General features: G+C 44.7%; 21 protein-coding genes and 3 pseudogenes. 8 read left to right on the top strand and 16 right to left on the bottom strand.

Features of this window, described 5'->3' with window-relative positions; genetic code table 11:
* The first annotated feature begins 16 nt into the window (after positions 1 to 16).
* The 3 genes from AB4138_RS11285 to AB4138_RS11275 all read left to right on the top strand — a co-directional run bounded on the left by AB4138_RS11285 (position 17) and on the right by AB4138_RS11275 (position 4,347).
* A complete protein-coding gene (locus AB4138_RS11285; protein WP_372306082.1) occupies positions 17 to 916 on the top strand; it encodes a Vmh family MBL fold metallo-hydrolase in 900 nt (299 codons plus the stop codon).
* Between the two features lie 310 nt (positions 917 to 1,226).
* Positions 1,227 to 2,042, top strand: coding sequence for a TauD/TfdA dioxygenase family protein (locus tag AB4138_RS11280; protein WP_372306080.1), 816 nt, complete (start codon positions 1,227 to 1,229; stop codon positions 2,040 to 2,042).
* Positions 2,043 to 2,298: 256 nt separating this feature from the next.
* Positions 2,299 to 4,347 carry a response regulator gene (locus AB4138_RS11275; RefSeq protein ID WP_372306077.1) on the top strand — a complete coding sequence of 683 codons (2,049 nt, stop codon included), beginning with the start codon at positions 2,299 to 2,301 and terminating at the stop codon, positions 4,345 to 4,347.
* Between the two features lie 150 nt (positions 4,348 to 4,497).
* Here the strand turns inward: AB4138_RS11275 and cqsA are convergent, their stop codons facing one another.
* Positions 4,498 to 5,679 (bottom strand): alpha-hydroxyketone-type quorum-sensing autoinducer synthase, encoded by a 1,182-nt coding sequence (cqsA, locus tag AB4138_RS11270; protein ID WP_372306074.1) that lies wholly within the window; start codon positions 5,677 to 5,679, stop codon positions 4,498 to 4,500.
* 275 nt (positions 5,680 to 5,954) lie between these two features.
* Positions 5,955 to 7,241: pseudogene (locus tag AB4138_RS11265) on the bottom strand (PLP-dependent aminotransferase family protein); the annotation flags it as partial.
* Between AB4138_RS11265 and AB4138_RS11260 the strand changes: the two are divergent.
* Positions 7,232 to 7,963: pseudogene (locus AB4138_RS11260) on the top strand (DMT family transporter); the annotation flags it as partial. The pseudogenes AB4138_RS11265 and AB4138_RS11260 overlap by 10 nt on opposite strands.
* Before the next feature lie 117 nt (positions 7,964 to 8,080).
* On the opposite strand, the pseudogene AB4138_RS11255 reads toward AB4138_RS11260, so the two are convergent.
* A pseudogene (locus AB4138_RS11255) lies at positions 8,081 to 8,218 on the bottom strand (GTP-binding protein); the annotation flags it as partial.
* 449 nt (positions 8,219 to 8,667) lie between these two features.
* On the opposite strand from AB4138_RS11255, the gene ihfA reads away from it, so the two are divergent.
* Positions 8,668 to 8,964 carry an integration host factor subunit alpha gene (gene ihfA, locus AB4138_RS11250; RefSeq protein WP_004734853.1) on the top strand — a complete coding sequence of 99 codons (297 nt, stop codon included), beginning with the start codon at positions 8,668 to 8,670 and terminating at the stop codon, positions 8,962 to 8,964.
* A 172-nt stretch (positions 8,965 to 9,136) separates the two neighbouring features.
* Here ihfA and AB4138_RS11245 read toward each other — a convergent pair whose 3' ends face one another.
* Both AB4138_RS11245 and AB4138_RS11240 read right to left on the bottom strand, forming a co-directional pair.
* Positions 9,137 to 10,132: an ABC transporter substrate-binding protein gene (locus AB4138_RS11245; RefSeq protein ID WP_372306071.1), complete on the bottom strand. Its 996-nt coding sequence runs from the start codon at positions 10,130 to 10,132 to the stop codon at positions 9,137 to 9,139.
* Between the two features lie 193 nt (positions 10,133 to 10,325).
* Positions 10,326 to 11,102 (bottom strand): RelA/SpoT domain-containing protein, encoded by a 777-nt coding sequence (locus tag AB4138_RS11240; protein ID WP_017059130.1) that lies wholly within the window; start codon positions 11,100 to 11,102, stop codon positions 10,326 to 10,328.
* A gap of 324 nt (positions 11,103 to 11,426) precedes the next feature.
* Between AB4138_RS11240 and AB4138_RS11235 the strand changes: the two genes are divergently transcribed.
* The gene (locus AB4138_RS11235) at positions 11,427 to 12,080 is read left to right on the top strand and encodes a thiopurine S-methyltransferase (RefSeq protein WP_017065593.1); all 654 of its coding nucleotides are present in this window, start codon (positions 11,427 to 11,429) and stop codon (positions 12,078 to 12,080) included.
* A 177-nt stretch (positions 12,081 to 12,257) separates the two neighbouring features.
* On the opposite strand, the gene purT is transcribed toward AB4138_RS11235, so the two are convergent.
* The 7 genes from purT to AB4138_RS11200 all read right to left on the bottom strand — a co-directional run bounded on the left by purT (position 12,258) and on the right by AB4138_RS11200 (position 19,432).
* Positions 12,258 to 13,433: a formate-dependent phosphoribosylglycinamide formyltransferase gene (purT, locus tag AB4138_RS11230; protein WP_372306068.1), complete on the bottom strand. Its 1,176-nt coding sequence runs from the start codon at positions 13,431 to 13,433 to the stop codon at positions 12,258 to 12,260.
* A 167-nt stretch (positions 13,434 to 13,600) separates the two neighbouring features.
* Positions 13,601 to 14,488 carry a cytidine deaminase gene (cdd, locus tag AB4138_RS11225; RefSeq protein ID WP_004734864.1) on the bottom strand — a complete coding sequence of 296 codons (888 nt, stop codon included), beginning with the start codon at positions 14,486 to 14,488 and terminating at the stop codon, positions 13,601 to 13,603.
* 286 nt (positions 14,489 to 14,774) lie between these two features.
* Entirely contained in the window at positions 14,775 to 15,452 is a 678-nt protein-coding gene (locus tag AB4138_RS11220; RefSeq protein ID WP_017059134.1) for an LrgB family protein, read from the bottom strand.
* A gap of 2 nt (positions 15,453 to 15,454) precedes the next feature.
* Positions 15,455 to 15,826: a CidA/LrgA family protein gene (locus AB4138_RS11215; protein WP_086713213.1), complete on the bottom strand. Its 372-nt coding sequence runs from the start codon at positions 15,824 to 15,826 to the stop codon at positions 15,455 to 15,457.
* 25 nt (positions 15,827 to 15,851) lie between these two features.
* Positions 15,852 to 17,276 carry an exodeoxyribonuclease I gene (gene sbcB / locus AB4138_RS11210; RefSeq protein ID WP_048617316.1) on the bottom strand — a complete coding sequence of 475 codons (1,425 nt, stop codon included), beginning with the start codon at positions 17,274 to 17,276 and terminating at the stop codon, positions 15,852 to 15,854.
* 206 nt (positions 17,277 to 17,482) lie between these two features.
* Positions 17,483 to 18,331, bottom strand: coding sequence for a sterol desaturase family protein (locus AB4138_RS11205; RefSeq protein WP_372306064.1), 849 nt, complete (start codon positions 18,329 to 18,331; stop codon positions 17,483 to 17,485).
* 87 nt (positions 18,332 to 18,418) lie between these two features.
* Positions 18,419 to 19,432, bottom strand: a complete 1,014-nt coding sequence (locus AB4138_RS11200; RefSeq protein WP_017070924.1) for a DUF2804 domain-containing protein — start codon at positions 19,430 to 19,432, stop codon at positions 18,419 to 18,421.
* Positions 19,433 to 19,602: 170 nt separating this feature from the next.
* On the opposite strand from AB4138_RS11200, the gene AB4138_RS11195 reads away from it, so the two are divergent.
* Complete coding sequence (locus AB4138_RS11195; protein WP_017059139.1) at positions 19,603 to 20,637, top strand: AraC family transcriptional regulator; 1,035 nt, start codon at positions 19,603 to 19,605, stop codon at positions 20,635 to 20,637.
* 4 nt (positions 20,638 to 20,641) lie between these two features.
* Here the strand turns inward: AB4138_RS11195 and AB4138_RS11190 are convergent, their stop codons facing one another.
* Together AB4138_RS11190 and AB4138_RS11185 are read right to left on the bottom strand one after the other, a co-directional pair.
* Positions 20,642 to 21,592, bottom strand: a complete 951-nt coding sequence (locus AB4138_RS11190) for a chromosome partitioning protein ParA (protein ID WP_137002070.1) — start codon at positions 21,590 to 21,592, stop codon at positions 20,642 to 20,644.
* A 39-nt stretch (positions 21,593 to 21,631) separates the two neighbouring features.
* Complete coding sequence (locus AB4138_RS11185; protein ID WP_372306060.1) at positions 21,632 to 22,966, bottom strand: sphingomyelin phosphodiesterase; 1,335 nt, start codon at positions 22,964 to 22,966, stop codon at positions 21,632 to 21,634.
* 415 nt (positions 22,967 to 23,381) lie between these two features.
* Here AB4138_RS11185 and AB4138_RS11180 point away from each other — a divergent pair, with 415 nt between their 5' ends.
* On the top strand, positions 23,382 to 23,903 hold the full coding sequence (locus AB4138_RS11180) for a DUF2058 domain-containing protein (protein WP_010441213.1): 522 nt from the start codon (positions 23,382 to 23,384) through the stop codon (positions 23,901 to 23,903).
* A 128-nt stretch (positions 23,904 to 24,031) separates the two neighbouring features.
* On the opposite strand, the gene AB4138_RS11175 is transcribed toward AB4138_RS11180, so the two are convergent.
* Both AB4138_RS11175 and AB4138_RS11170 read right to left on the bottom strand, forming a co-directional pair.
* Positions 24,032 to 24,253 carry a hypothetical protein gene (locus AB4138_RS11175; protein WP_017059142.1) on the bottom strand — a complete coding sequence of 74 codons (222 nt, stop codon included), beginning with the start codon at positions 24,251 to 24,253 and terminating at the stop codon, positions 24,032 to 24,034.
* Between the two features lie 307 nt (positions 24,254 to 24,560).
* Positions 24,561 to 25,445, bottom strand: a complete 885-nt coding sequence (locus AB4138_RS11170; protein WP_017068270.1) for a LysR family transcriptional regulator — start codon at positions 25,443 to 25,445, stop codon at positions 24,561 to 24,563.
* Positions 25,446 to 25,458: the final 13 nt, after the last annotated feature.

Below are 25,458 nucleotides of genomic sequence, written 5' to 3'. Positions count from 1 at the left end.
ATATCGGAATAAAGCCATGAATACGTTATCGAAAACCCTGTTATCAAAAAGCATGCTTTTAGGAACCATAAGCCTAGGAACCGTGCTGGCATCAAGTGTTGCGCTAGCGACAGAACTGAACATTACTCACTATAACCCCGGCGAGAACGCGATATTCCCGGCAAGCTCGGTATTGGTCTCGGGTGAGAAAGAAGTGATTCTATTTGACGCACAATTCAGTGTCGCAGACGGACAAAATTTGGTGGAGCAAATCAAAGCCACAGGCAAAAAATTATCGATGGTTTACATCAGCAGCGGCGACCCAGATTACTACTTTGGTTTGGAACTGATAGTTTCGGCATTTCCTAACGTTAAAGTCGTTGCCAGTGAAGCCGTTGTCGCGCATATCAAACGCACCAAAGATGCAAAGCTTGAATACTGGGGGCCTATATTAGAAGGCAACGCGCCCTCTAAGGTGATTGTTCCAATGGTGATGAACGACACAACATTAAGCATCGAAGGTGAAACCATCGAAGTGAAAGAGATAAATACACACCAAGCTTACCTATGGGTTCCGTCTGAAAAAACGGTGTTTGGTGGCGTGTCGGTGTATAGCGGTGTGCATGTATGGATGGCAGATACTGCATCGAAAGAGATTCGTAGCCAGTGGTCACAATCGTTGGAGCGTATGAAAGCACTAGAGCCAGAGGTTGTAATTCCGGGTCACTATTTAGGTGAAATGCCAACAGGAATAAATGCAGTTCACTTCACGAAGGATTATGTGGCTGATATTGAAAAAGCGTTGGCGAGCAAAAGTAATCCAACATCGGTCGAGATCAGTGATTACATGAAGAAAGCCTACCCGAAATTTGAGGCTACGGAAGGCGATTTAGAACTTGGCGCGAAAGTGCTAAGCGGCGAGATGGCTTGGCACTAGAGTTGATTATCTCGGTTGTGTCCCAGAACAGTCTGAAGATTGTATGCTAGATTTATTGGTGATACACAACTGGAGATATCGATGATCTGGCTTTCAGTGAAAGTACTACAGATTGGACTTGTCTATGGATACAGGAAGTATCAAAAAACGAAAAGAGCTCCAGCTTAGGAGCTCTTTTTTTGTTTCGGAGAGACGACTTTCTATTTCAAGTGAGAAAGAAAATCAGCATTTACCCGGTTTACTGTTAGTAGTCAGATTAGCCTAGTAGCCAGATCCGCCCTGCAACTCAATATCACCAATAAGCGAAAGTATGTTGAAAATAGAACCCATTACTCCTCACATCGGCGCTCGTATTCACGAACTAGAGCTTTCTACATGCAGTGCTGATGAACTCGATAAGGTGTATCAGGCACTTATTGCCCATCAAGTGATCTTTCTCGACGGGCAGACTTTGTCTCCAGAACAACACTTGATGATTGCACAGCGCTTTGGAACGTTAGAACCTGCACATCCTTTCTTCCCTCGCGTGGAAAGTGCGCCACAGGTGAGTGTGATTGAAACAACCCGTGGCAATGCGCCAAAGGAAAGTTATTGGCATACCGACTTAACGTGGCGCAGCTTGCCGTCGAAAGCTTCCCTGTTGCATGCTCAACACATTCCAAGCATTGGTGGTGACACTATCTGGTGTTCTATGACTGCGGTTTTTGAATCTCTACATGAAGATATGAAAGCTAAGTTGAGAGGGTTGTCGGCGACTCATTCGCTTGTGGCCTTTGAAGGTATAAAATCAGAAGACATTGATCTCGATTGGCACAAATCCTTGATTAAAACAGCACAGGAGAATCCGCCAGTGGTTCACTCTGTTGTTCAAGTTCATCCTGAAACGGATAAAGAAACGCTCTGTATCAATGAACAGTTTACTCGTTATATCAACGAACTCGACCGCAAAGAGAGTGATGTTTTACTCAGCCAACTGTTTGAAATTGCGAGACGCCCTGAGTTTCAAGTTCGTTTCAAATGGGACAACGGCTCAATGGCGATCTGGGATAACAGGGTAACGCAACATTACGCAGTGATAGATTACGGGGATACTCCAAGAAAAATGCATCGAGTAACAGTGACATAGCAGTAAGCTGAACACAGTTATCAAAAGAACACCGCGCATGCCCATCCCTGAACCAAGTACTCGTACTTAAATTTAAGCGTCAGCAGGGTGCATCATTCATCTACGCTTAATAATAAAAACAAATGCGTTGGTACATATTTGATAGAAACCTCACTGCTCGGACGTGATGTGTAATATAATCGGCGCCAAAATATAAGTATAAAAACCAAATCATAGAATTAATAAACGTCAGGGCTTAGAGAGCAAAGTATTTCGTATGAACGCGATTCGTAAAGTTTACCAGTACGCAGAACCGAATTTAACCCTCGTGGGTTGGATGGGCTTTGTCGGCTTCCCAATTTACTACATTGTGTGGGAGTTTTTGTTCCCGCAACCCTACGAAAACTTAGCGCTTCGCCTGTTTTGCTCGGTATTGTTCTTTGGCATTATATTTCGCAATCGCGTCCCATTTGAATGGCGAAAATACCTTCCGGCTTATTATCAAGTTGCCGTAACTATCTGTTTGCCAGGTTTCTTCTTCTACATGCTGCTAATGAATAATTGGTCCAACGTTTGGGTTATGTCATTCATGTCGGCTATTTTCCTCCATATTTTATTGGTGCACGTGACGAGAGTGATGTTTGCACAAACCTTTGCCGGTATTGGGATTGCCACCTTGTGCGCTTGGATTGCACAAGGCTTCTACCTCGAACTCACAATGGATTGGACGCATGTGCCAATCTTTTTGTTTATCTACTTATTCGGCAACTTGTTCTACTTCCGCAATCAGGTGGAACATGAAAACAAGGTGTCATTGGCGAAGTCTTTTGGTGCGGGTATTGCCCATGAGATGCGAAACCCTCTAAGCGGATTACTTACCTCTATTGATGTCATGCAGTCCATATTGCCGAACCCTAAAAGTGGCGATCAAAAAGGGCAATATGCGTTAAGCAATGAAGAAGTGATTCAGTTGCGTGAAGTGGGCGATGAAGCGATGGAGATCATTCATTCCGGTAACGAAACGATAGATCTGTTACTGACTTCAATTGATGAAAACCGAGTCTCTCGATCTACGTTTAAGAAGCATTCAGCGCAAGCGGTGGTTGAGGATGCGATAGACAGTTTCAATTACAAGCGCTCTGCTGATAAATCAGCAATCTCTTTAGACGTACAGAGTAACTTTGATTTCTTGGGTAGCGACACTTTGTTGAAGTACGTGATGTATAACTTGTTCAAGAACGCATTCCACCATCGCAGCCCTGAAGATTTTCATATTCATGTCACCATGTGTAGTGATGAAGTGGCCAATCAAATAATGGTTACCGATAACGGATCAGGCATCTCAAATGATGTGATTCGACGCATTTTTCAGGACTTTTATACTACTGGCCAATCGGGTAATTACGGCTTAGGTTTGCCATTTTGTCAGAAGGTAATGCGCTCGTTTGGTGGTGAAATTAAATGTCAGTCTGAAGTGGATCAATGGACACAGTTCACGATGACTTTTCCGTCTTTGTCTTCCCATTCGGTGAAAGAAATCAAGAATGAACTGACTAAACTTAAGACTGTGCTAATGGTGAGTGACCAGAAAGTTCTCACCAATAAAATGACTGAGGTAGCCCGTTTTATGGGGTTTGAGCTCACGGTGTTGGATGTAGCATCAGCGCTTAAAAATAAGGAATACCAGTTCGAATTCGACTTGATATTCGTTGACATGGAGAGCTTGGATTTAAGAGCAAGTTGCCTCGATAAGATTGAATCGTTACTTTCGTTCACTGAGGCGCGAATCATTTACTTGTATGAGCGTCATCCTATCAAGCGTGTACGTAACATTTCTTTCGAGCCTATTTGGGTGGAGACACAAGTTTGGCTACTGAATACCAAGGCGACCATCGAACGCTTACTTTTCGACTCCAACTATGTGATGCCATCAGTTTCTGTAAAACCGTTAGAGGCTACCAATAAGCGCACGATCATGGTGGTCGATGACAACGAATCTCTGCGCCGATTTACGGCAATGTTATTGGAAAAGCAGGGTTTTGATGTCGTACAGAAAGAAGATGGGCAACAAGCCTTAGACGCGTTGGATAGCGATGATATTGATTTAATTCTGATGGATATTGAAATGCCAATCATGGACGGTGTTGAAGCTTCTCGCCGAATTCGCAGTGCCGACAAAGAATACTCTTCGGTGCCGATTATTGCTCACACGGGTGACAGTTCTCCCGTTACCTTGGAAAAGATGGAATCATCAGGCATGTCGGACTTTATTGTTAAACCTGCCGATAAAAACCGACTGTTTGATAAAATTGCTCACTGGATTTAGCGGGTGTAATAGTCTGAAGTTCACGGCCATTGGGTAGACATAGATTCAAGAAAGAGCTCAGCGAATTGCTGGGCTCTTTTTGTATCGCGACATGATAGCGTCCATTCAGTCCTGCCGTTGGTGTTGGTTATAAATATGGTTCGAAAAAGGTTACACGAACTCTAACTCGGGGTGATGGTACGCTTCGTGACAAACCGTGAGCACATGGTCAATGTCTCTTGGCGTCATATCGGCATTCACTGAAAAACGGATGATGTTTTTGTTCTTGCCAGTCGCAGGGCGGCAGAATACCGCACCGAATACATCTCGTTCTTCGAGGAAATCACGAACACGTTCGGTGTTTCTTTCACTACCACACTCTAGTGCCACAATTTGAGACTCGCTGCGGATGTTAAAGCCAATCCGTTTGAGACCGGTAGTAAGCGATTTAGCGCTTTTGAATAAGGCTTCTCGTTTGTCTTCTGCGCCTTTTATTACCTCTAATGTTTTCTCTAAACGAACCACCTCTTGTGGTAACACGGTCGAGCTGAAAATAGCTGGATACGCGACAAAAGGTAAGGTTTCTGAAAGCTGCTTCGGCCCAAGAATAGCGCCTGCACGATAAGCAAAGGTTTTAGCCAAGCTAACGGTAATGAAGTCGACTTGGTTAGTGATACCCAATGCGTGAACTAAGCCAGCACCATTTTCCCCATGCGTACCCAGTGAATGCGATTCATCAACGACAACGGCACAATCAAACTCCTGCGCCATTTCGTAGATGTCGCGTAGTGGGGCGATGGTGCCGATTGTGCTGTAAATCGAATCGACCAAAATAACGCCGGAGCCGTGGCGCTCTAGCTGTTTGCGCAGGTGATTCATATTGTTATGCATAAACGGGTGGGCGAGGGCGCCTGCAGCGCGAATGCCTTCCCATAGCGACATGTGTGCAAAGAAGTCAATGTACACAGGTGTGCCCGGTGGGCAGATGGTTTGCAATAGCCCAATATTAGCAGCCCAGCCAGACTGAGAAAGCAAACAGCTCTCCATTCCGACATAGTTCGCGAGCTCAGTTTCAAACGCAGGTTTAGACTGCTCATCTTGTAAGAAAATTGCAGACATCACTACGTTGTCATCTTGTTCGACAATCGCCGCTTGATGGGCTTGTTGGATCTGTTTGTTGTGTGACAGCGCTAAGTAATCATTGCTCTGCATCACAACGGAATTACGCTGGGGGCGTTTACCCAATACTAAATGCTTCTGGCTTTGGTTCTGGGTAATCAGGTCTTGAATATAGAAGTTCAAGCGTTCTTCGATAAAGGAAGGTAGTGGTTTGTTTTTTGTTTTATCACTCATAATAGTTCTCTTCAAATACAGGAAAACGCCAGCGCTGACGGCTGTATATTGACGATAAAAAGTGATGTGTCATTAGCCAAGTTGCATAATTTTGTGGGTGCTTGCAAACTCAGCATTTAAGGGTTTTGAGGCGAGTGGGTTTCCTTACGGTTCGGGGCTTTACCCGAATTAAGATAGGAATAATAGCCTTCTTTTTTATGACAAAAGGCTATTAGAATTCGGCATTCGAAGGCATTTAAAAAAGCGGATTTTGAAAGGCTACGTGCTACGTGCTGTTAGCTGTGAATATGGATAAGCTCGATTAAGGCATCCAATTGCTGCTTGGCTCCACCCTCTAACGAATACCCAATATTGATGCGTAAGCAATTGCTGTAAAGGTCGAGAGTGCTGAACAGGTGTCCAAGCCTAATATCAATGTTCTTCTCGGTAATGCCCTGAGCAAAGGCTGACTGGTTCAAGCTTGGGATTTGCAGCCAAAGCACCATGCCACCTTGTGGATTACTTATCTTCACATCTTGAGGAAGGTGCTGAGCCAAATAACTTAGGTATTGTTGGCGCAAAGACAAGATCTGAGTGCATCTTCTCCTCACGTGCTTAGCGTATTGGCCAGATCCAATAAAGTCAGCAACCGCAAGCTGAGTGGGCAGGGCAACGCCGTAGCTCGCAGCTGAGAACTGAGCCTTGTATTCGTTGATAAACCTGCCCGGCAAGCACCATCCCAAACGGTAACTCGGTGACAAACTTTTCGATACTGATCCACACCATAAGACAAAACCGCCTTTGTCGTAGTATTTCGCGGGGAGCGGCGTGTGTGAGGAGTAGGACAGTTCCAGATACACATCATCTTCAATGATCGGCACTCGATAGTGATTCGCTAATTCAGCCAGTTTCTGCTTTTGAGTGGCTGACATGTTGATCCCTTGAGGGTTCATATGAGAGGTACAAAAGATCGCGGCATCGACTTGTTTATTTTTCAAATGCGCTTCCAGTTGTTGCAAGTCGACACCATCATCTAGAGACGGGATCTCGATGATTTTTCGCGACATTTGTCCGAGCAATTCCAGAATACCGTTGAAACATGGCGAGCTAATAGCGATGGTGTCGCCTTCTTTAGTGCAAGATTCAAGTGCGGCCTTAATCGCAGACATACAGCCAGCCGTAATCACCATCTCTTCAGGTGAAAAGTGCACATCGAGCTTGGCAAAATGAGTGGATAATGCCTGTCGTAAAATCGGCTCACCTTGTGTATCTGGGTAATGGTTAAGCCTGTTGCTCATACGCCTAATAGCGCGACGAAAACTTCGTTCCAGTTCAACGATCGACTGCTCATCATTAGTGGTGCTCGAAACCCCTAAAGGCCCATTGATTGAGTTGTGAGTCGATGAGGTTTGCCTAACGCTGGACACCTTACTCTCAAACTGTGCCCACTCTGGGGTTGAGTGAGCAGGTTTATGAGGAGAAACAAAATATCCCGCTTGCGGTCGAGAATGAATCCAACCTTGTGATTCCAGTTCTTGGTAGCAGCTCACCACGGTCGACATGCTGATCGCCTGTTGCTTGGCGCTACTTAGTCAGTTATGGCTTTGTGTTCGGTGTGGGTATCTGGGGTATGGCTTCATGGTCGATCACTGCTGGTTTATCGTCTGGGCTTTCATCGGTCTTGCTTTCAACCAACGTATTAATCGGCATGGCGGTTGGCGTGTGGTTGTTCAAGGAGAGTGCTTCTATTCGTAAATTATTGGGTGCGATGCTAGCTATGTGTGCATTGGCGGTATTGGTATCTGCAGCTACGGGTAATGTCACCGTTAATGGCGTGATCTTGATTATGATTGCGGCGTGCAGTTGGACCTTGTTGGGCGTGATTGTTAAGGCATCGAAAACCACTCAAGCTTTTGCGTTCAATGTCTGGGGGATGCTGTTTGCTCCAGTGCCATTAGTGTTATTTGCCGTGATGTTACACGGTGACCAAATAATCTGGCAGGGCATCGAACAATGGGATTGGAACACGACGATTGCGGTGCTGTTTCAAGCTTACCCAAACACGCTATTTGGTTATTGGGTATGGAATAAGCTGCTAATCCAATACCCGTTAAGTACGACCGCGCCGTTAACCTTGTTAGTGCCTATCTTCGCATTGATTAGCGGTTACTTTATGTATGATGAGGTGCTGTCTGTGGCTCAGGTTGTTGCATCAATACTGTTTCTTGTCGGGATTGGTTTGATTGTGAAACCTGCGAATGTAACGAATACCAAAGCGACACAAACACTTGCTGAACAAAAATGATTGAAGAAAGCTGATATTGCATGAGCAGCTTTGAATGACAAATAAGACCTCGCACTTGTGAGGTCTTATTCTATGTCGAAGAAGTGAAGTTATTTAAATAACCAACTTACTAAGCAATCAACTAACCATACACGCAAGTAACTGGCTCTCAAGATCATCGTCTATTTCTAGACCGATCATTTCTATTCTGATTTCGATACACTCATCGAGTTCTGATTCCGTCAAGCCATCCTCTGTTAAGTTGTAACCGAAAACCTCAAAAGAACATAGGCTTTTATAAGTGAATTCGAATTAAATTCTGAAATGATACAAATCTTATATTTAATAACGCTTATTTAGTAACCTTTGTTGAGTCCCATATCAAATCAAGTGGCTGATTTTATTGGGTATCGGAGAAAAGTCTCAAAAATTATTATTTAGTTCGCTAAAGTTTTAAATTCTATTAATGATTGTTTGTATGGAATATAACTCCATTTCGTTACTGTTGAATAGATGGTTTTTAGCTATATATGTGAAATTTGAAGCGAGTTATCTTTCTGATTTGAAAGAATAATTAAATAGTTAAGATAAAAAAGTTGGCGAAAATCAGAAGCTTGGCATACACTTTCCTTGTAAATGACCTTATCTCATTGATTGAATAGGGTAAATGCTTTGGCGCTACTGGCGATGGTAGCAATGTTTAACATAGCTTTGAGGAAAGTTTTATGGCACTCACGAAGGCCGATTTGGCTGAGAACCTGTTTGAGACACTCGGATACAGCAAGCGGGATGCCAAGGAAACGGTGGAAGTGTTTTTCGAAGAAGTTCGTAAAGCGCTCGAAAATGGCGAACAGGTAAAACTGTCTGGTTTTGGTAATTTTGATCTTCGCGAGAAAAACGAGCGACCTGGTCGTAACCCGAAAACTGGTGAAGACATTCCAATTTCTGCTCGACGTGTTGTTACTTTTAGACCGGGACAAAAACTAAAGGCCCGTGTCGAAAATATTAAAATCGAGAAGTAGCCAAGCAATAGACCACGCCTAGCGTGGTCTTTTTGTATCTGCATAGAGTTTAAACTAAACGCATTTCTTTAATTTTTAGTAACCTTTCTCAAACTCCATCTATTTACTGTCCGGTAAGAACTTGCTTTAGATGCGAAAACAGAGGCTAGGCCTCTGACTTTGAATCTTCACTCTAAAGGGCTTGTTGAACCTTACTTGCGATGTCTTCAGACACCCAAGGCTTCCATACCTGTGGTGAGCTTTCTAGAAAGTAATACATGGCTTCTTCGGCGTCGGCTTGGTTGTCTTCCATCCAGGTCAGCAACTCACTCATTTGTTTATTGGTAAAACCACGCTTTTCAAAGTATTGGTAGGCAAGAGGTTCGTTATTAGCAAAGGCTTCTGTGGTGATTGTGTGAACCGGTGCTGGTGGATACATGGTCACTTTAGGAGATTCACAATCAGGTTGTGTCGTACAGTTACGGAATTCCTCAATGTCAGTACCACTTCCGAAATCAACCTTCACCATTTCATACTTACCTAGCACAGGCGTAGGCGACCAGTAATATCCAAACCATGCTTTTTTGCGTTCGTAAGCTTTCGCTATCGTACCTGCTAAAGCGGCGCCTGAGCCGGGATCAACCATTTCAAAATTGTGATCTTCTAACTTAAGCGCATCGAACAGGTGACCGGAGGTAATCTGACAAGTCCAACCCGCAGGGCAGCTATAAAACGCAAACTTCTCATCATCTTCTGGGTGTTCAAACAGCTTTGCGTTTTTAATCACACCTTCAATGGTTGTAAGCTCTGGGTACTGTTCAACAAGGTAGTTTGGTACCCAGAAACCTTCTTCACCGCCGTTGACCAAAGACTTGCCCGCGTAACGTAGACGCTTATCCGCAACACCCTTATCCAACGCTTCTTTGATGCCATTAGTCCAAAGCTCTGGCGCAACATCAGGTTGACCTTTTTCAATCATTGACGTGCCCGTAGGGACGCTATCACCGGGGATTAAGTCCGCTTCACAGCCGTAGCCGTTATTCAAAATGAATTGGTCGACATGAGCAATAAGGCTCGCCGAGTTCCAGTTCATGTCTGCAATGGTGATCTTTCCGCATTCGTCAGCACTAGCGTGTACAGAAAACGCAGCAAGTAGCGCGATGGAAAGCATGGATTTGTTATTCTGCATTGACGTAATTCCTTTTCTTGTCAGAAGCTTATTCGCTATAGAAACAGAAATGTTCGACGGAGAAAAGAGACTGAGATCTAAATTTAAACGATCTGATTATTTGGGATAGGAAGTGGAGAGGCTACTCAACAAGTACTAAAAAGGGCTGCGAGTGCAGCCCTTGTGATGTTTATTGGAATAGCCTATCTATGTGTTAAGCCGCTTTAATGTGCGTTGTAATGTACGGTTGCCATGCTTGTTGGTAAAGCTCTAAAGATTGGCGTCGTAGGCTATTGATTTGTGCCGCTTCGATATCGTTGATTGGGCGATGTTCTGCAATTGCGTGACGCTCAATGCCTTGGATAATTTCGTACAGCTCGTGCTCAGGACCACTTTTCACGTCAGCAATCGCTTTTAAGTGAAGTTGAACCTCTGCAATGATGTTGGTTTTAGGCAAACGAACCAACAAGTTAAGGTCACGGTAACCAGAGTCAGCCGGCGATTTAAACTTATTTTTCAGCTTAACAACGTCTGCTTCACGGCTTAGCGCTTCGTAAACTTCAACCAAGCTCTCTACATCGTTCGCGATGATAGTTGCACGGGCTAAGTCGGTAATTTTTGTCACATCACCATCAAGCTCAAGGGCGATTTTTTCTTCTGCGCGAGCTTGAGATTTAACGCCAGCAAATAGCGCTTCAGAATTGGTGAGTAGGGCAGTACTTTTACAGATAGTTTCTAGTTCAGCTTGGCCTTGATGCGCTTTGCTGTACAAAATATCGAAGTCGGTGTAAGGCTGAGTCGGGCGTGAGTCGAAGGCTTTGATGCCGTAAAGGCCGCTCAAACTATGACGGAATACGTTTGAAGATACTTGGTTTTGCGCAGGAGTGCGCGTTTGATCTGTTGAACTTGTTGAAACAGGTGCTGCTGCGAATGCAGGCGCTCGGCTCAATACCAAAAGCATTAGGGCCGTCGTACGGAGAAATACACTCATTCAAACTCCAAAATACAAGGTTACAAAAAACGGGTAGTCAAAAGGGGTAACCAGTAACGCACAAGAGTAAAAACAGCTTAACTAATTTCACTACATATTAAATGAGGCTAGCTAAGACAGAAACCAATTCTAACGTTTAATATTGCTTTAAAATGTGAAGATATAGCCAAATAACCCAACCGTTAGTTCCGCAATTATCAGAACTTTGAACTTAGCCAGTTTCTGATTTTATCGAAATCAATTTAGTACTTTAAACCAAGCTAAGGTTGCTCTTACCTCTCTATACTGTACCCTTGCATTATGACTGTTTAACATGAACGAAAGATGAATAATCCTGAATTTTGGCACAATAAATGGGCAGCCAACCAAATTGGTTTCCACCTCGAAGATGTAAACCCACTTCTGATTAAATTTTGGGAAAAGACTGAGCCTAGCTACGAGAAGAGTGTGTTTGTTCCACTTTGTGGCAAAAGTGAAGATCTGATTTGGCTAGCTTCAAAGCATGAAGATGTTCAAGGTGTCGAGTTAAGCCAGATTGCGGTTCGCGCATTTTTTGCAGAGCACCTTTATACCCCGACTGTGACTCAAATTAGCGGTCAGCACGAGCTCTACCAATTCGATGAACTGAACATCTACACGGGCGATTACTTTTCAGCGCCAATCCAACCTGTCGATACCATTTATGATCGCGCGTCTTTAGTCGCATTGCCTGAAGAGATGCGAGTGCAGTACGTAGAGCGCTTAAAACAACTGCTGAAACCGGGCGGTAAGATCCTTCTGGTGACTCTGGATTATGATCAAAGCGAGATGGCGGGGCCTCCGTTTAGCGTACCTAAATTAGAGATCGATCAGTTGTTCGCGGGATACAAAATCACATTGTTGAATCAAGAAATTGCAGACGATGAACATCCGAAGATTGCCAAAAAAGGCTTGTCTCGATTTAGTGAAGAAGTGTACTTGATTGAGTCAGACGCTTAAGCGCAGTGAGCTCTCTAGCGAAAAGACCGCTTCAATAAAAAAGACGGGCTCGATAGCCCGTCTTTTTTATTGCTCAGATTTGAAGTCGTGATTGTTCAGATGCGAGAACGTAATGGTTCAGATCTGAGTTAGTCGTTACCAATTAGTAGTCATTAGCTAGAAAATAGTAATTAGCAGCTAGTAAATCACTTTTACTTTTGACGCGCTCTCAATTGCATCTTCAATCGCTGTCTCAGTGCTGTTGCGACGCGTAAGCGCCACACCAAGACGACGGCGACCATCGATATCAGGCTTACCAAACAAGCGAACTTGCGTTTGTGGTGCGTCTAGCGCTTCTGCAAGGCCTTCAAAGCGGATATTCGTTGATGTGCCTTGACCAAGGATTACGGCAGAGGCACAAGGGCCATACTGAGTAATTGATTTGATCGGCATACCTGTAAATGCGCGTACGTGCAGTGCGAATTCCGATGAGTCTTGAGACATCAATGTTACTAGGCCTGTATCGTGTGGGCGAGGGGATACTTCGTTGAAGATAACGTGATCGCCTTTAACAAACAGCTCGACACCAAAGATACCGTGGCCACCTAGTGCATTAACCACTTGTTCAGCCGTGTATTGCGCGGCTTTAAGTGCGTTGTCTGACATCACTTGTGGCTGCCATGATTCGCGGTAATCACCGTCTTCTTGGCGGTGACCGATAGGCGCACAGAAGTGAACACCGTCGACTGCGCGAACGGTAAGTAGCGTAATTTCGTAATCGAAGTCGATGAAGCCTTCAACGATTACACGACCCGCGCCAGTACGACCGCCTTCTTGTGCGTAGTCCCAAGACTTCTGAATGTCTTCCTCTGTTTTGATAACGCTTTGGCCTTTACCTGAAGAGCTCATTACTGGCTTAACAACGCAAGGCATGCCCGCGAATTCAACAGCGGCTGAGAAATCTTCAAAGGTGTCTGCGAAGCGGTAAGGAGAAGTGCTCAGTTTGAGTTCTTCTGCCGCTAGACGACGGATACCTTCGCGGTTCATCGTTAGCTTGGTCGCATTCGCAGTTGGAACGACATTTAAGCCTTGCGCTTCTAGCTCTACCAACTTGCTGGTGGCAATAGCTTCAATTTCAGGAACCACATAATCTGGCTTTTCTAGTTCAATGACTGCTTGCAGTGCATCGCCGTCTAACATGTCTAATACATGACTACGATGTGCAACTTGCATTGCGGGTGCGTCTGCGTAACGGTCACATGCAATAACTTCCAAGCCTAAACGTTGGCACTCGATAGCAACTTCTTTGCCGAGTTCACCTGAACCTAATAGAAGTACACGAGTAGCATTTTCACGAGTAGCAGTACCAAACATAGAAATTCCTTCCGATCTTTTGAGCGATTGATTGAAAACGGGGTGATCATACTTATTTCAATGATAAAAGCAAACGTTTGCGCAAGTTGTTGCGTTAATTACAGGTATAAAAAAAGCAGCCCCGTTAAATAGGGCTGCTTATTTAAAACTTTGTTAATTAGATGTACTTAGATTGCTAAGTAAGTCACTGGAATGTCGGGATTAATCGCTTCTAATGTAGATTGCGTATCCGCTAGGTGACTGATGCTACCTTCGGCAATTTCAACCAACGCTGCACTTTCAATCTGTTCAAAATCGAAGCCAGCCAGTTTAAGTTGAATCAACGCCACTTGTAGAGGAGGTAAGCTCGGGTTGAACGCTGCGTTTTCAGCGTAAGCACCGGTGAAAATCTCACCCGACGTCAATTGCAGTGAAACACCACTTAGGTTTTTGGTGTAAGGAGCATGGCTGCGGTTTAGTGCTGCTAGCGCTTCTACAACAATAGGCGTTGTTTCTTCAGTCGTGTGCTTATGATCAAGCTTAGTCATTAGGCCAGTCGTCACACCTAAGTCAGCAGGGCCGAATGAGTCTGGTAGGTACTCTTGCAGAGACATTTCATCACGTTGTGGAAGCTGAACTTTAAGTTCTTTTGCTGTGGTCAGTTCGTTCATGAATTGACGACAGTGACCACAAGGGCTGAAATTGATTGTGATATCAGAGATACCTTGCTCGCCTTTCATCCAAGCGTGGCTGATTGCAGATTGCTCAGCGTGTACTGTTTGGCCAAGTTGAGCACCAGCGATTTCAAGGTTTGCACCAAAATACAGAGTGCCAGACAAACCACGCACGATTGCACCAACATAAAAGTCAGATAACGGAGCGTAAGAATAGGCTGCGGCAAAAGGAAGTAGCGCAATACGTAGCTCGTCATCCGCTAAACCACTTGCTTGCAGTAGGCTAGCAAATTGTTCTGGAGACAATGTCGCGTCAAAGTTGTCTGCTAATACGATGTCACTCAAAAGTGCTTTGATTGCTGTTGGAGCACTTTCCAGCGCCAGGGTAATACGACTGTTCATGTTGAATCCTTAATTGACCTTAGGCTTTAATTCTATGCAATGCTCAGGATTTGTCTGTGACAATGATCACCATTGCGTTGTTGTTGTTACATTGGCTTGCATAATTAGAGTGAAGTCACAGATGAAATCGATTGCAAGAGCCATTTATACAGCTGATATCGCACTTAGTGCTCGTAAAAGACCGTGACTTGACTGCTATTGCTAAATAAATGCGAATAAAAAGCCCAAACAGACACTGTAATAAACAGCATTCTGGTTGGGCTGAATCGCGTAGTGATCGTTTAGGTTAAGAATAGAACCAAACCACGAGCGAAAATATACTCGGTGCGATGATTGAGGTAATGACGCCACAAAGCACAAGAGCCAAAGAACTGAATGCTGCATCTTCCTGATTCTTTTCCGCACAAGTCGCGGTGCCTAAAGCGTGAGACACGGTACCCATGGTTAAACCACGGGCGATCGGGCTCTTAATACCAATGAGGTTGTAGATTGGGTAAGCAAAAATTGCCCCAAATAGACCCACAATCAATACCAGTATTGCCGCAATCGCTGCTTCACCACCTAAATGGCTCGATACTTCCATTGCAATTGGCGTGGTGACTGATTTGCCTAACAAGCTCGCAATCAAAGTTAAGTCCGCTTTAAATGCTACTGCGATCACTGCCGTTGTTGTCATCGACATCACACTGCCTAGCGTGCACGCAAAGGTAATGATGCGCCAGTTGGCTCTGATTTGAGGTAGCTGCTCATAAAGTGGGTAAGCAAGTGCAACAACCGCAGGCTGCAGCATGTAGGTAATCCAAGTGTTGTCAGCATAGTAAGTCTCAAACGGTACTCTAAAGAACGTGAGAATCGGAATGATGATACCAATGCTGATAAGCAGGGGGTTACACAGCGGCGAGTTTACTTTTTGACTTACCCAGCGAGCAAACAGAAACACCACGATAGTTAATAGAATCCACATGATTATTTACCTCTCGCCAGCAAGCGGTCTAAGAACCATGATAAAGATACTAATACGATGAGCGTGCCACCCACCGCGCTCGCCATAATAGGCAATGCATTCGCGATGAGCATTTCGAAGTGATCCATCAACCCAACACTGATCGGAACGAACAGTAAGATCATTAGGCGGATAATCAAACTTGCACCGGGCTGTACCCAATGCGAAGGCACAATACCAATCACCATGGCGGCAAACAGAATCAACATGCCAAAAATACTGCCTGGAATTGAGGTATCCAAAAAGTGCTGTAACGCGTTACCTGCTGTAAGTGCACCTATGATTAAGGTGAAGGAGATTAAGCAGTAAACCAGTTGGATCAATCTTTCTTTCAAAGTGTTACGTCTCTTGATAATGGAATTAGCTAGCTAACTTTTCTACGTATTGATAAACCGCCTTCAAGATAGCCATTTTCTTCTCGTCACTTTCATGTTCGTGCGCGAGGTTTTCAAGGTTGAGCATGTACTCTTCTAAACGGCACTCATAAAACTCACGACAATGGTTCGCCCATTTCAATTGCTCAGCTTCGTCGAGCGTCCATGGGAAGTTACGCGCACGGTAACGGAACAGTAACGGTTTAATTCGTTCGTCACTGAAGGTGATATCCAAAGCCGCCAAGTTGTTCGGGTCAGTTTCGCGAATGATGTTCATCGCTGTTTTATCAGCAGGTGAAAAGAAACCGTCGTAAAGGTGTGTATCAACATCATCACTCTTTTCGTACTCGCGCTCTTGTGAATACAGGCCGATCAGTTTTTCGCGGATCTCTGGGTGTTCGCGCAGCAGTGCCAAGTTTTTCAGGCATTGTTGGCGATCGATACCGATGGTTTCAGCATTTTCAGCCGTTAGCGTTTTGGCTGGAGCAAGAATAGGGCACTTGTTTAGCTGAACCAATTTGATGGGTACGGGTAGTTCGTCTTCATCCAGTTCACTGCGTTTGGTATAGAGCCTTTCTCTGAGTTCATCAGCGTCCAGTTCTAACAGTGGGCTTGGATCTTTGGCTAAATCAACCACGATAACCGCATTTTGATTGGTTGGGTGCCAAGCCATAGGCACAATCCAGCTGGTGTAGTTGCAGTCACGGCCAAACATGCCCGAAACGTGCATCAATGGTGTCATGTTTACGATATCAACCAGATCATTCAGCTTACGCTTATGACGCATGTTGTAAAGGTAATCGAACATCTTAGGTTGCGCAGCTTTCAGCTTCTTCGCTAACTCGATGGTCGCAATAACATCGGCCATCGCATCGTGCGCGTTCTCGTGTTCAATGCCGTTTGCCACAGATAGGTGTTCCAGTTTGAAGCTTGGGTAACCTTCTTCGTTCTCTGGCCAAACAATGCCTTCAGGACGCAGTGCGTGAACAGCGCGCATTACATCTAATAAATCCCAACGAGAGTTGCCATTCTGCCAGCTCCACGCATATGGGTCGATGAAGTTTCGGTAACAGGTGTAACGCGTTACTTCATCATCAAATCGAATACTGTTGTAGCCAAGGCTTGTGGTGTTAGGTTTCGCTAACTCAGCATGGATCTTAGCGATAAACTCTGGCTCAGGGAGACCTTGTGAAGCCGCTTTTTGTGGTGTGATACGGGTGATCAGTGCAGCTTCAGGCGCAGGGAGGTAATCAGCGGGAGGTTGGCAATAGATAACCAGAGGCTCTCCAATAACATTGAAATCTTGGTCGGTACGAACACCCGCAAACTGACTCGGACGGTCTTTTGCTGGGCTAACGCCCCATGTTTCGTAATCGAAAAAGAAGTAGGTTGGCTGATTATCTGAACTCATTGAATTTCCTGAACAGCAAGCGCGGAACGTTTACTGTGGCTGAAGGTTAGTTTTGTTCAGTATCTGATAGTATGCGGTACGCGTGCAACCCAGATCACAAATAAATTGCCGGAAAACGGTGCTTTACTATTCAATCGAGTCAGTGGGGAAGGTTTTGAAACCAATTGAGGCGGTTTCTTAGTTAATACAATCTGTCTATCGTCCGTTTAATCCGATGGAGGCGAGAGTATCAACTGGACTTTCTGCTTCATGGTTAACTCTCGGTTCTTCAAATCTTTGAATATGGCCTTCCATTCTTGAAAGGTGGCCACTATCGGACTAAAACTGTTCACGGGTTTGGTGACGCCATAACGTACAGTTTCAACTTCAGGTTCGAATGTACCAAATAACTTATCCCAGATAATAAGAACGCCGGCGTAGTTCTTATCAATGTATTGCGGGTTTTTGCCGTGATGTACTCGATGATGCGAAGGGGTATTAAAGATGTATTCAAGTGGCCCCAAGCTTCGTATCCATTGTGTATGGACGAAGAACTGCAAACCTAGATTGAGAAGCACCACAAAGATGACCCACTTAGGGGCAAAACCTATGATGACCAACGGTATCCAGAAAAGCCACATCCCAGCAAGTGGATACATTAAGCTTTGACGGAAAGCCGTACTGAAGTTCATGCTTTCTGAACTGTGGTGTGCCACGTGTGCTGCCCACATCCAGCGAACACGATGGCTTGCTCTGTGGAACCAGTAATAGCAAAAGTCTTGCAACACCATCAATACAACAAAACTCAGCACGCCCATTTCAATGTCCATTAAGCGCCAACCAAACATCCAGAGATACAGCTGCACGACCAATAACCCGGTGAGCAAATCGGAGAGTTGATGCATTCCCGCCAGGGTGAAATTACACATCACTTCTGAAAGCTTATAGCTGGAGTTATCAGGCAGTCGACCTTGCTTCTGACCGATAAAATACTCAGCCAACATGCACACCACGAACAAGGGCGCTAATACCAGCAGTAGCCATTCTGGGTAATTGATTAATGCGTCGATATTCATGTTTTATCCTTGTTGAGACGCCATACGCGTTCTTAGTATCAAGTTTACTTAGACTTGCTCGCCTGAAATTCAGTTAGCAAAATTTCGCTACCAGCGAGCAAAGTGATCTTCTGTTAGGCCAAGAACACCATCGAGTTGATGTGTCACTCCATTGTTGTCTTCAATCGAGCCAGAAAAGTGACCAATGAACTGACGAAAGTTACTTTTTAACAGCCATAAATTGAGCTTTTCGCTGCGATTATTTAAGGGCGTAAAGGTCAGGTTTATACGTCCATCTTGTGATGTTATCTGCCAAGGTAAATTGGTGTCTTGGCGACTAAACGCAAACTGTACCGGGTTAAGTAAGTGCCGAGTTCCATTGATCCATAAAACGTTCTCGCAGCCTCCGGTTTCATTGACGCCTGCTGCGAGGTTCAAGCCAATATCTGTCCCATTGGATTGCGTGTTGATGCTTGCCCAGCGCCAACTGGTTTCACGTCTCATGTAACCCGCTGAAAAGTCATAACCGGCACGAGCTTGTTCGAGAACGAGTGATTCTCCCTTGATTTGGATTTCACCGCTGATGCGCAAAGCATTGTGCTTTTGGGTGTAAGTCCAACCTGAATAACCCGTTGGGCTGCACATCGCCATGGGCAAGCTGTCGGTTTCAGGCTCTAAAGAAATATCGGCCTTGATGAATTTCGTATTCAAGCGAACTCGCCATTGTCCGCCCTCGATATAGAAAGCAATGCTTTGATCTGCAATGCTTGTCTTTCCTTCAAATGGTGAAGGCGTTACATGCTTATCAAACCCTAATGGCCTCAACCAAGATGACTCTTGCAGATGGTTGTTTTCTATGTCGTACAGATAACAAAATGCCGAGCCTAAGTAGCGAATATCCGCGATCGCGACGCCGATAATGTGTGTGTCGGTGACGATGCTGACAAACTGGAATTGCTTATAGTGGAAGTGCTTCTGCCAAGGGTTTGCTTTTGAATCCATCGAGTTTCGGTAGTCAAAGTTCTCGATGTTTAGGTGTTTAAGGATGCCATCGAAATGCCCAATGATCGGCTGACCATTAGAATTAATCAAACTGTGTGGGGCTGGGTTGGTTTTTATCATTGCGATGGTTCACATTATTTTAACAACTAAAGCCATTGTGCGATGAGTAGCGTAGAATTGGGAGGTCATATTCGGACAAGAGCGCGTTACCAATCACGATTTTGTCAGCATGTGTTGTTAAGGCTGAGTAGTCATGTTGATGGGAATGGGCTCGATATAAGGAGAGACGATTGGAGATTATCGCGGAGTATAAGCCAACCGGACATAGGCACCAGTTAGGTACATTAGATATCGCGCTGCTGTTGAATACGCTAGAGCAACGAGGTATCGATATTGAAAGGCTACTCAATGATGTGGGTTTGCCGAACATGGATTGGCGAGATCCGAATGGAAAACTGACTTACGCTGACAAGCTTTCGTTGTTTAGCGCGGCTAATCAGAGTTTTCCTCACGATGGTTTGGGGCTTTGGTTGGGAGAGCACGCTAGCTTGAGCCACTTTGGTGTGTTGGGTTATGCGCTATCAACCAGTCAAAATGTCGGGGAGGCCATCAAGTCGGGCTTCAAGTATTTGCGCCTGAACGGTCCTATCTTCTCGGTTAAATTGTTTCTAGATTCCGAGCAAGCAGTGATTCAGATTGAGAACACATTGGAAGTGGGCGATCTGCTTCCTTTCTGCAGTGAATATTTCTTGAGTTCAATCGTCTCTTTATTCAAAGAGCTGACTGGTCATGAGTTGGATATTCATATTTTGGCTTTGCCTTATACACGCACTAATTACGCCAAGCTCTATGACGATCGTTTCCAGTGCCCTGTAGTTTTTGAGCAGAGCCATTGTGAACTGCGTTTTGATGTATCGGTTTTGTCGCAAACCTTATTGACTCATGATGCAGCGACACTGAAGCGCTATCTTGCGTCTTGCCAGTCGATAATGGAAACGTTGGACTCTGAGCATCTGCTGACTAACCAGATCAAAACGATCTTTTATCAAACCGCAGGCAGTTTCCCGAATATTGAACAACTCGCGGATGAGTTTGGTTGTAGCTCTCGTACACTCAGGCGAGAGCTAGTGACCCATGAATCCAGTTACCAAATATTGCTTACCGAAGTTCGAGTGGAGCTGGCCAAAGAGCTATTACTCGGCACAACCATGAGCATTGATGACATCGGTGAAAGGCTCGGTTATAGCGACCCAGCAAATTTCAGAAGGGCGTTTAAAGGTTGGCTCAATAAAACGCCCGCTCAGTTTCGTGATGGTTTAAGTTAAGGCGTTACTTGCTAAAGAACTGCTCCCTGAAATCGGTGACTTGCTGTTGATAATAACTGTCCCAATCTTGTTGAGTCCAAGTGGCATAACTTGATGAGTGCTGAGAGTCTAAGGTTGCTTTGAGCTGATCCAGTTGCTCGTGATAACTCATCACGGTTTGTTGCTGTTGTGCGACTTGTTGTTCTCGCGCGGCAATGTTGCTGGCCTGCGCTTCATCTAAGTAGGCATCTTGAAGGTCGGCTTTGACTGATGCTACTTCAGCAGGGCTATAGCTGCTGGGTATCAAAGATACTGCCAGTTCATATTTTTGAAGCTGTGTTTCGGCGTTTAACGTGCCCGTATTGTTTTGCCATTCACTAAGCAAATCTTGATAGTTGGCCAAAAACTGGCTCGCTTCGTTCTTTTCAAGGGTGTTAGCGTCAAGCGTAAAATCCAGATGAGCAAACTGGTCAGCGAATAGCTGGTGGGCCAACTCTCCCCATACTTGTTGTGCAGATTGCTTGAATAAGGCTACACGATCTTCAAGAGTCTCTATGGATTCAAGTGGGATAGTGCTTTGTGTTAATTGCCAGTCAGCCGATAGCTGCGGATAGTCGCTCAGTAACTCAAACCATATGCCCGGCAATTCTGATTTCAATCGTGCGAGTTGCTCTGCGCAGTCATCGCGTTGTTGGCAAAGCTTCCAGAACCCATCGAGTTCATCGAACAAAGCCTTGCCTTCAAGCTCACTCAAGTTTTCAGCAAGAATTTTACCGTCCAGTGCTCCAGCTTGGGCTTGATTGCTGTGCGATGCGGAGTTTTCCGAACTAGCGGTTGCAGTAGGCGTGGAATTATCGTCATTAGTTGTCGTAGAAACACGCGGATTAGGTTCTGTGTGTTGAGCAGAAGATAGCGCTGTTTCGTTCGTTTTTGATGACCACGAATAGCCAATAATGCTCGCCGTTAAGACGAGCATTAGGATTAATATAACTCGATGCATTATTGGTTCACCGAGTTACTTGATCACGGCGCTAACAGGGAAGTGGTCTGAAAGGTTGTAGTGCTTCCATAACTCACTGCTTGTTGATCTTGGGACATCCACGCGATTGTCGTTATGAGCTTTGGCGGTATACTCTGAGCTCACTACCACATAATCGAGATACTCAACGTTCTCGCCACCCGACATAGGCTCTCCCGCAAAGTTGTTGATGCGTGGGTCAAAGGTAGAAGCGGTGTAACCTGAGTATGTTGGTTCATCAGCCTGCAGGTTAGCAAACATCTGTTGGTAGTCGTCTGGGAACTTGAGCTTGTTCACGTTGAAGTCACCGCTGTAAACCACAGTTTCTGATGCCGGGATATTCAGAGACTGCGCCAGTGCACGCATCTGCTTGAATTGACGTTGTCGGTAATCACGAGCGGTGTCCGTATCGAATGATGCCGTGTGGGTACCGAAAACATGGTAAGCCTGACCATTCTTGATAACTTCCGCGTAGTTAACGCCTTTATCTGCAAAGCAATCTGTGCCCGTGCAATCAGGGAAAACATACTGCGCTTCATTAACGATAGGATAGCGGCTGACAATGATCACACCACCGTCGTATATGTTAATCCCATCTTTATCGAGCATTTTAGTTTGATAAGGATACTCTTTCGCAAGCTCACGCAAGAACTCATCTCTGCCGTTAGCAAACACCTCTTGAAGCGCCAACACGTCATAGCCCTTTACATATTGAGGGAGTAGGTCATAGCGGTCACCAATATGTGAAGCGATGGCAGGCAGCGCCCAGATGTTGTAAGTCATGACCTTGAGTGTATTGGCATCAGGCTCTGGTTGCTCATCCACTTTTGGTGGGGTGATGGTGTAATAAATATCATCATAGCGCGCTGTAGAATCGGCTTTGAGGGCTAGCTCTGCATTGACCCCGAACGCATCGGTTGTGCTGCGATGAATATTACGATCGTCATGCAATGTTAGGTTGACGTCTGCGGCACTCAAACCATGTTGCAGTGTCGAGTTATACCAATGTCCCTTCATGGTTTGGTTGAGCGTGACACTTTCGCCCACAGCGTTTGATGCCACAGTGTCAAACTCATAGGTCTTCCCAGATTTCACACCAGTCCAGCGGTTGAAACTTATCAGCTTCTTCGTCTCCCAAGGACCAATCTGTTCAACATGCTGTTGCCACTCATCACCGAGTTGAAGCAGGTCGGTACCAGTGTGGTTGGCTTGAATGGTCATCACTTGATTGGTGTTATTGGTGAGATACACGTCGGTGTCTGCGATCGCAGAGGTCGAAGCGATTGATGTGGATGCCACAAGTGCAGCTAACCAAGTCCATTGAGTTTTCATTTTCACGTTATCCTTACTGATTGGTTTAAAGAATAACGTAGTAAAGAGTTATGACATTGGAGTTATAACTCTATGGCATTTATTCAAATATGAGATATATGCCAAGGTTTTATAAAATTGATTAACCATTGAAAATTAACATATTGTCTTATCGGAATGATAAGTGGTACGCGCGCGAATAATTAGGGTCAGTTAATGCTTTCGAGTCGGTGGAACAGCCAATATTGGCGTGCTTAAGTGAAAACTGTGTGTCGCGGTAAAGTGGAGGTTGTGAGCAACAAGAAGGGAATATGGACACAGCTTAGAGCTATCAGCATAAATTTTGCGATTGTTCTGTAATTTACTCTTGTTCAGTAAACAGAAACCTCAAAAACAGGTATGATAGTGCCGTTTTTAATCCTGAACTGGGAAAGTCATGGCAAAGTTAACACTCCAAGAGCAGATGCTTAAAGCTGGCTTGGTAAATGAGAAAAAATTAAAGAAGGCGAAGAAAGGTTCTAAAAAGTCTCGCGTTCAGTCTCGTGAAGCAAAAGCGGCAGCTGAAGAAACTAAACTGGCGCAGCAAGCGAAAGACAAAGAGCTAAACCAACAGTTGAAAGAACAACAGTTGAGCAAAGAAATTAAAGCTCAAGTGAAGCAACTGATTGAGATGAACAAGATCGAACAGAAGAACGGTGAGATCAAATACAACTTCACCGACGGTACGCTAGTTAAATATCTTTACGTAGAAGAGCTGACTCAAAAGCAACTAAGTAAAGGCATTCTAAGTATTGCTCGTCAAGGCGAGAGCTATGTTGTTATTCCAACAGCAGTAGCGAACAAGATTGCTATGCGCGACGAAGAATCTATCGTTGATACGCAGGCAGGTAGCACAGACGAAGTAGACGAAGATGACCCGTACAAAGACTTCGTGATCCCAGATGATCTAATGTGGTAATCCGTTTTACCTAGCTCCATTTTAATGGTTAGCTAAGTTTACAGGATCTAAGAATGCAGCGAACAATCACTCGATTGGCGCTGCATTTTTTTTGGCGCGAAATGACTTCAACAAATCTTGAATAAAGCTTAGTGTTCTGACATACCGTAAACAAGGCTATCATTGGCACTTGCATGATCGATAAAATCGGTATTAGCGCGCTGTTCGTGTTGGTCATAGCCATCGAAGTAACAGTCGCCAATTTCATTGCGCGGGCAAACGTGAATGTGGTCTTTGATGACCAGTTCGGTAGAGCAGCATGGGCAGTGTTTTACATGTCCAGTGAGTACCGTAGATCGATTTGGTTTCATACATCCTCCTGATAGGCACTGTAATCTGATTGCCTATTTGCACCCTAAGTTACGCAAATTAGTGTGTCGTTATGATTTCATTTTTAAGTCAATAAAAAACGATTCGTAGAGTGAATGTTTAGGTATTAATGTAAATGTAAGAGCAAGAAAAAATAAAAGAACTAGGACGAGTAGGCTTGAAAGTAGATCGGCCATATAGTCGACTTTCACTGGTATCACATTCAGCCGAAGAGGTTGAAGTAGAGCTCGCTACGACGAATATGTTGGCCAGATGAAACCAACAAGCCCTAGTGAGCTGTGCATCATTTTATCGACTTAAGCTTTCAAAGTAATGCTGAACAAATTTAACGAACACTTGGTGTTTCTTTGCCGGATAAATAACTTGCGGATAGAAAAGGTAAATACTGTTGCCTTGTTGCAGACATTCATCAGGCAGCACTCGCTCTAATTCTCCCAGTTCGACCTCTTTCGCAACGTAGTAACTTGCAATACGGATGATGCCACTGCCTGCCATAGCTTGTTGCTTAAGCAGGTGGTTGTCATTACTTGAAAGCCAGCCGGACACATCAATATTTACCGATTTTAAAGGCCACTCGGTTTGGTGCAGAGTTGCTAAGCATTGATGATCACTTAAGTCACTCACATTGGTAGGGCGACCAAATTGGTTAAGATAACCGGGAGTCGCGACTAAATCATGTTGATAGCTAATCAAGTGTTTCGCCACCATGTTGTCAGGTGGCGTATTGGTGGCACGAAACGCGATATCGATATCATCTTGATTGAGATTAAAGTTGGTGTAGCTACTGTTTATCTCGAAACGAATCTCAGGGTATTGCTGCCTAAACTGTTGGCAGATATCGAATAGATATACCTCAGTAAACATCTTTGGCGCAGTGAGGCGTAATAGGCCTTTGACGATGTCGTGTTGCTCTGAAACGCTGCGTTCAAGTTGTAAGACTTGCGAGCGAATCGTTAAGCCTTGTTGTAACGCGCGTTCGCCTTCTTGGGTTAAACGAACACTGCGCGTGGTTCTGACCAAAAGCGGGCACTGTAAATCATTCTCTAGACGTTTGATCTGCTCAGAAAGGTAGCTCTTAGAGATACCGAGCTTTTCGGCTGCCTTGGTAAAATTAAGTTGCTGAGCAAGTTCTACAAACAGGATCAGTCGTTCTATTCTTTTGTGTTCGTTCATTCGCGCGTTCCTA

Source organism: Vibrio sp. 10N.286.52.C3 (assembly GCF_041468865.1).
GTDB classification, from domain to species: domain Bacteria; phylum Pseudomonadota; class Gammaproteobacteria; order Enterobacterales; family Vibrionaceae; genus Vibrio; species Vibrio crassostreae_C.
The sequence above is the reverse complement of the archived record's forward strand: the minus strand, read 5'-3'. Positions and strand labels throughout refer to the sequence as shown.

Excerpts from the sequence above, each read along its gene's own strand:
- AB4138_RS11205 (WP_372306064.1), bottom strand. The coding sequence starts at position 18,331 with ATGAATATCGACGCATTAATCAATTACCCAGAATGGCTACTGCTGGTA.
- AB4138_RS11170 (WP_017068270.1), bottom strand. The coding sequence starts at position 25,445 with ATGAACGAACACAAAAGAATAGAACGACTGATCCTGTTTGTAGAACTT.
- AB4138_RS11180 (WP_010441213.1), top strand. The coding sequence starts at position 23,382 with ATGGCAAAGTTAACACTCCAAGAGCAGATGCTTAAAGCTGGCTTGGTA.
- AB4138_RS11185 (WP_372306060.1), bottom strand. The coding sequence starts at position 22,966 with ATGAAAACTCAATGGACTTGGTTAGCTGCACTTGTGGCATCCACATCA.
- AB4138_RS11275 (WP_372306077.1), top strand. The coding sequence starts at position 2,299 with ATGAACGCGATTCGTAAAGTTTACCAGTACGCAGAACCGAATTTAACC.
- AB4138_RS11175 (WP_017059142.1), bottom strand. The coding sequence starts at position 24,253 with ATGAAACCAAATCGATCTACGGTACTCACTGGACATGTAAAACACTGC.
- sbcB (WP_048617316.1), bottom strand. The coding sequence starts at position 17,276 with ATGAGTTCAGATAATCAGCCAACCTACTTCTTTTTCGATTACGAAACA.
- AB4138_RS11200 (WP_017070924.1), bottom strand. The coding sequence starts at position 19,432 with ATGATAAAAACCAACCCAGCCCCACACAGTTTGATTAATTCTAATGGT.
- purT (WP_372306068.1), bottom strand. The coding sequence starts at position 13,433 with ATGTTTGGTACTGCTACTCGTGAAAATGCTACTCGTGTACTTCTATTA.
- AB4138_RS11235 (WP_017065593.1), top strand. The coding sequence starts at position 11,427 with ATGAATAATCCTGAATTTTGGCACAATAAATGGGCAGCCAACCAAATT.
- AB4138_RS11220 (WP_017059134.1), bottom strand. The coding sequence starts at position 15,452 with ATGTGGATTCTATTAACTATCGTGGTGTTTCTGTTTGCTCGCTGGGTA.
- AB4138_RS11240 (WP_017059130.1), bottom strand. The coding sequence starts at position 11,102 with ATGAGTGTATTTCTCCGTACGACGGCCCTAATGCTTTTGGTATTGAGC.
- cdd (WP_004734864.1), bottom strand. The coding sequence starts at position 14,488 with ATGAACAGTCGTATTACCCTGGCGCTGGAAAGTGCTCCAACAGCAATC.
- AB4138_RS11190 (WP_137002070.1), bottom strand. The coding sequence starts at position 21,592 with ATGCTCGTCTTAACGGCGAGCATTATTGGCTATTCGTGGTCATCAAAA.
- AB4138_RS11280 (WP_372306080.1), top strand. The coding sequence starts at position 1,227 with ATGTTGAAAATAGAACCCATTACTCCTCACATCGGCGCTCGTATTCAC.
- AB4138_RS11245 (WP_372306071.1), bottom strand. The coding sequence starts at position 10,132 with ATGCAGAATAACAAATCCATGCTTTCCATCGCGCTACTTGCTGCGTTT.
- ihfA (WP_004734853.1), top strand. The coding sequence starts at position 8,668 with ATGGCACTCACGAAGGCCGATTTGGCTGAGAACCTGTTTGAGACACTC.
- AB4138_RS11285 (WP_372306082.1), top strand. The coding sequence starts at position 17 with ATGAATACGTTATCGAAAACCCTGTTATCAAAAAGCATGCTTTTAGGA.
- cqsA (WP_372306074.1), bottom strand. The coding sequence starts at position 5,679 with ATGAGTGATAAAACAAAAAACAAACCACTACCTTCCTTTATCGAAGAA.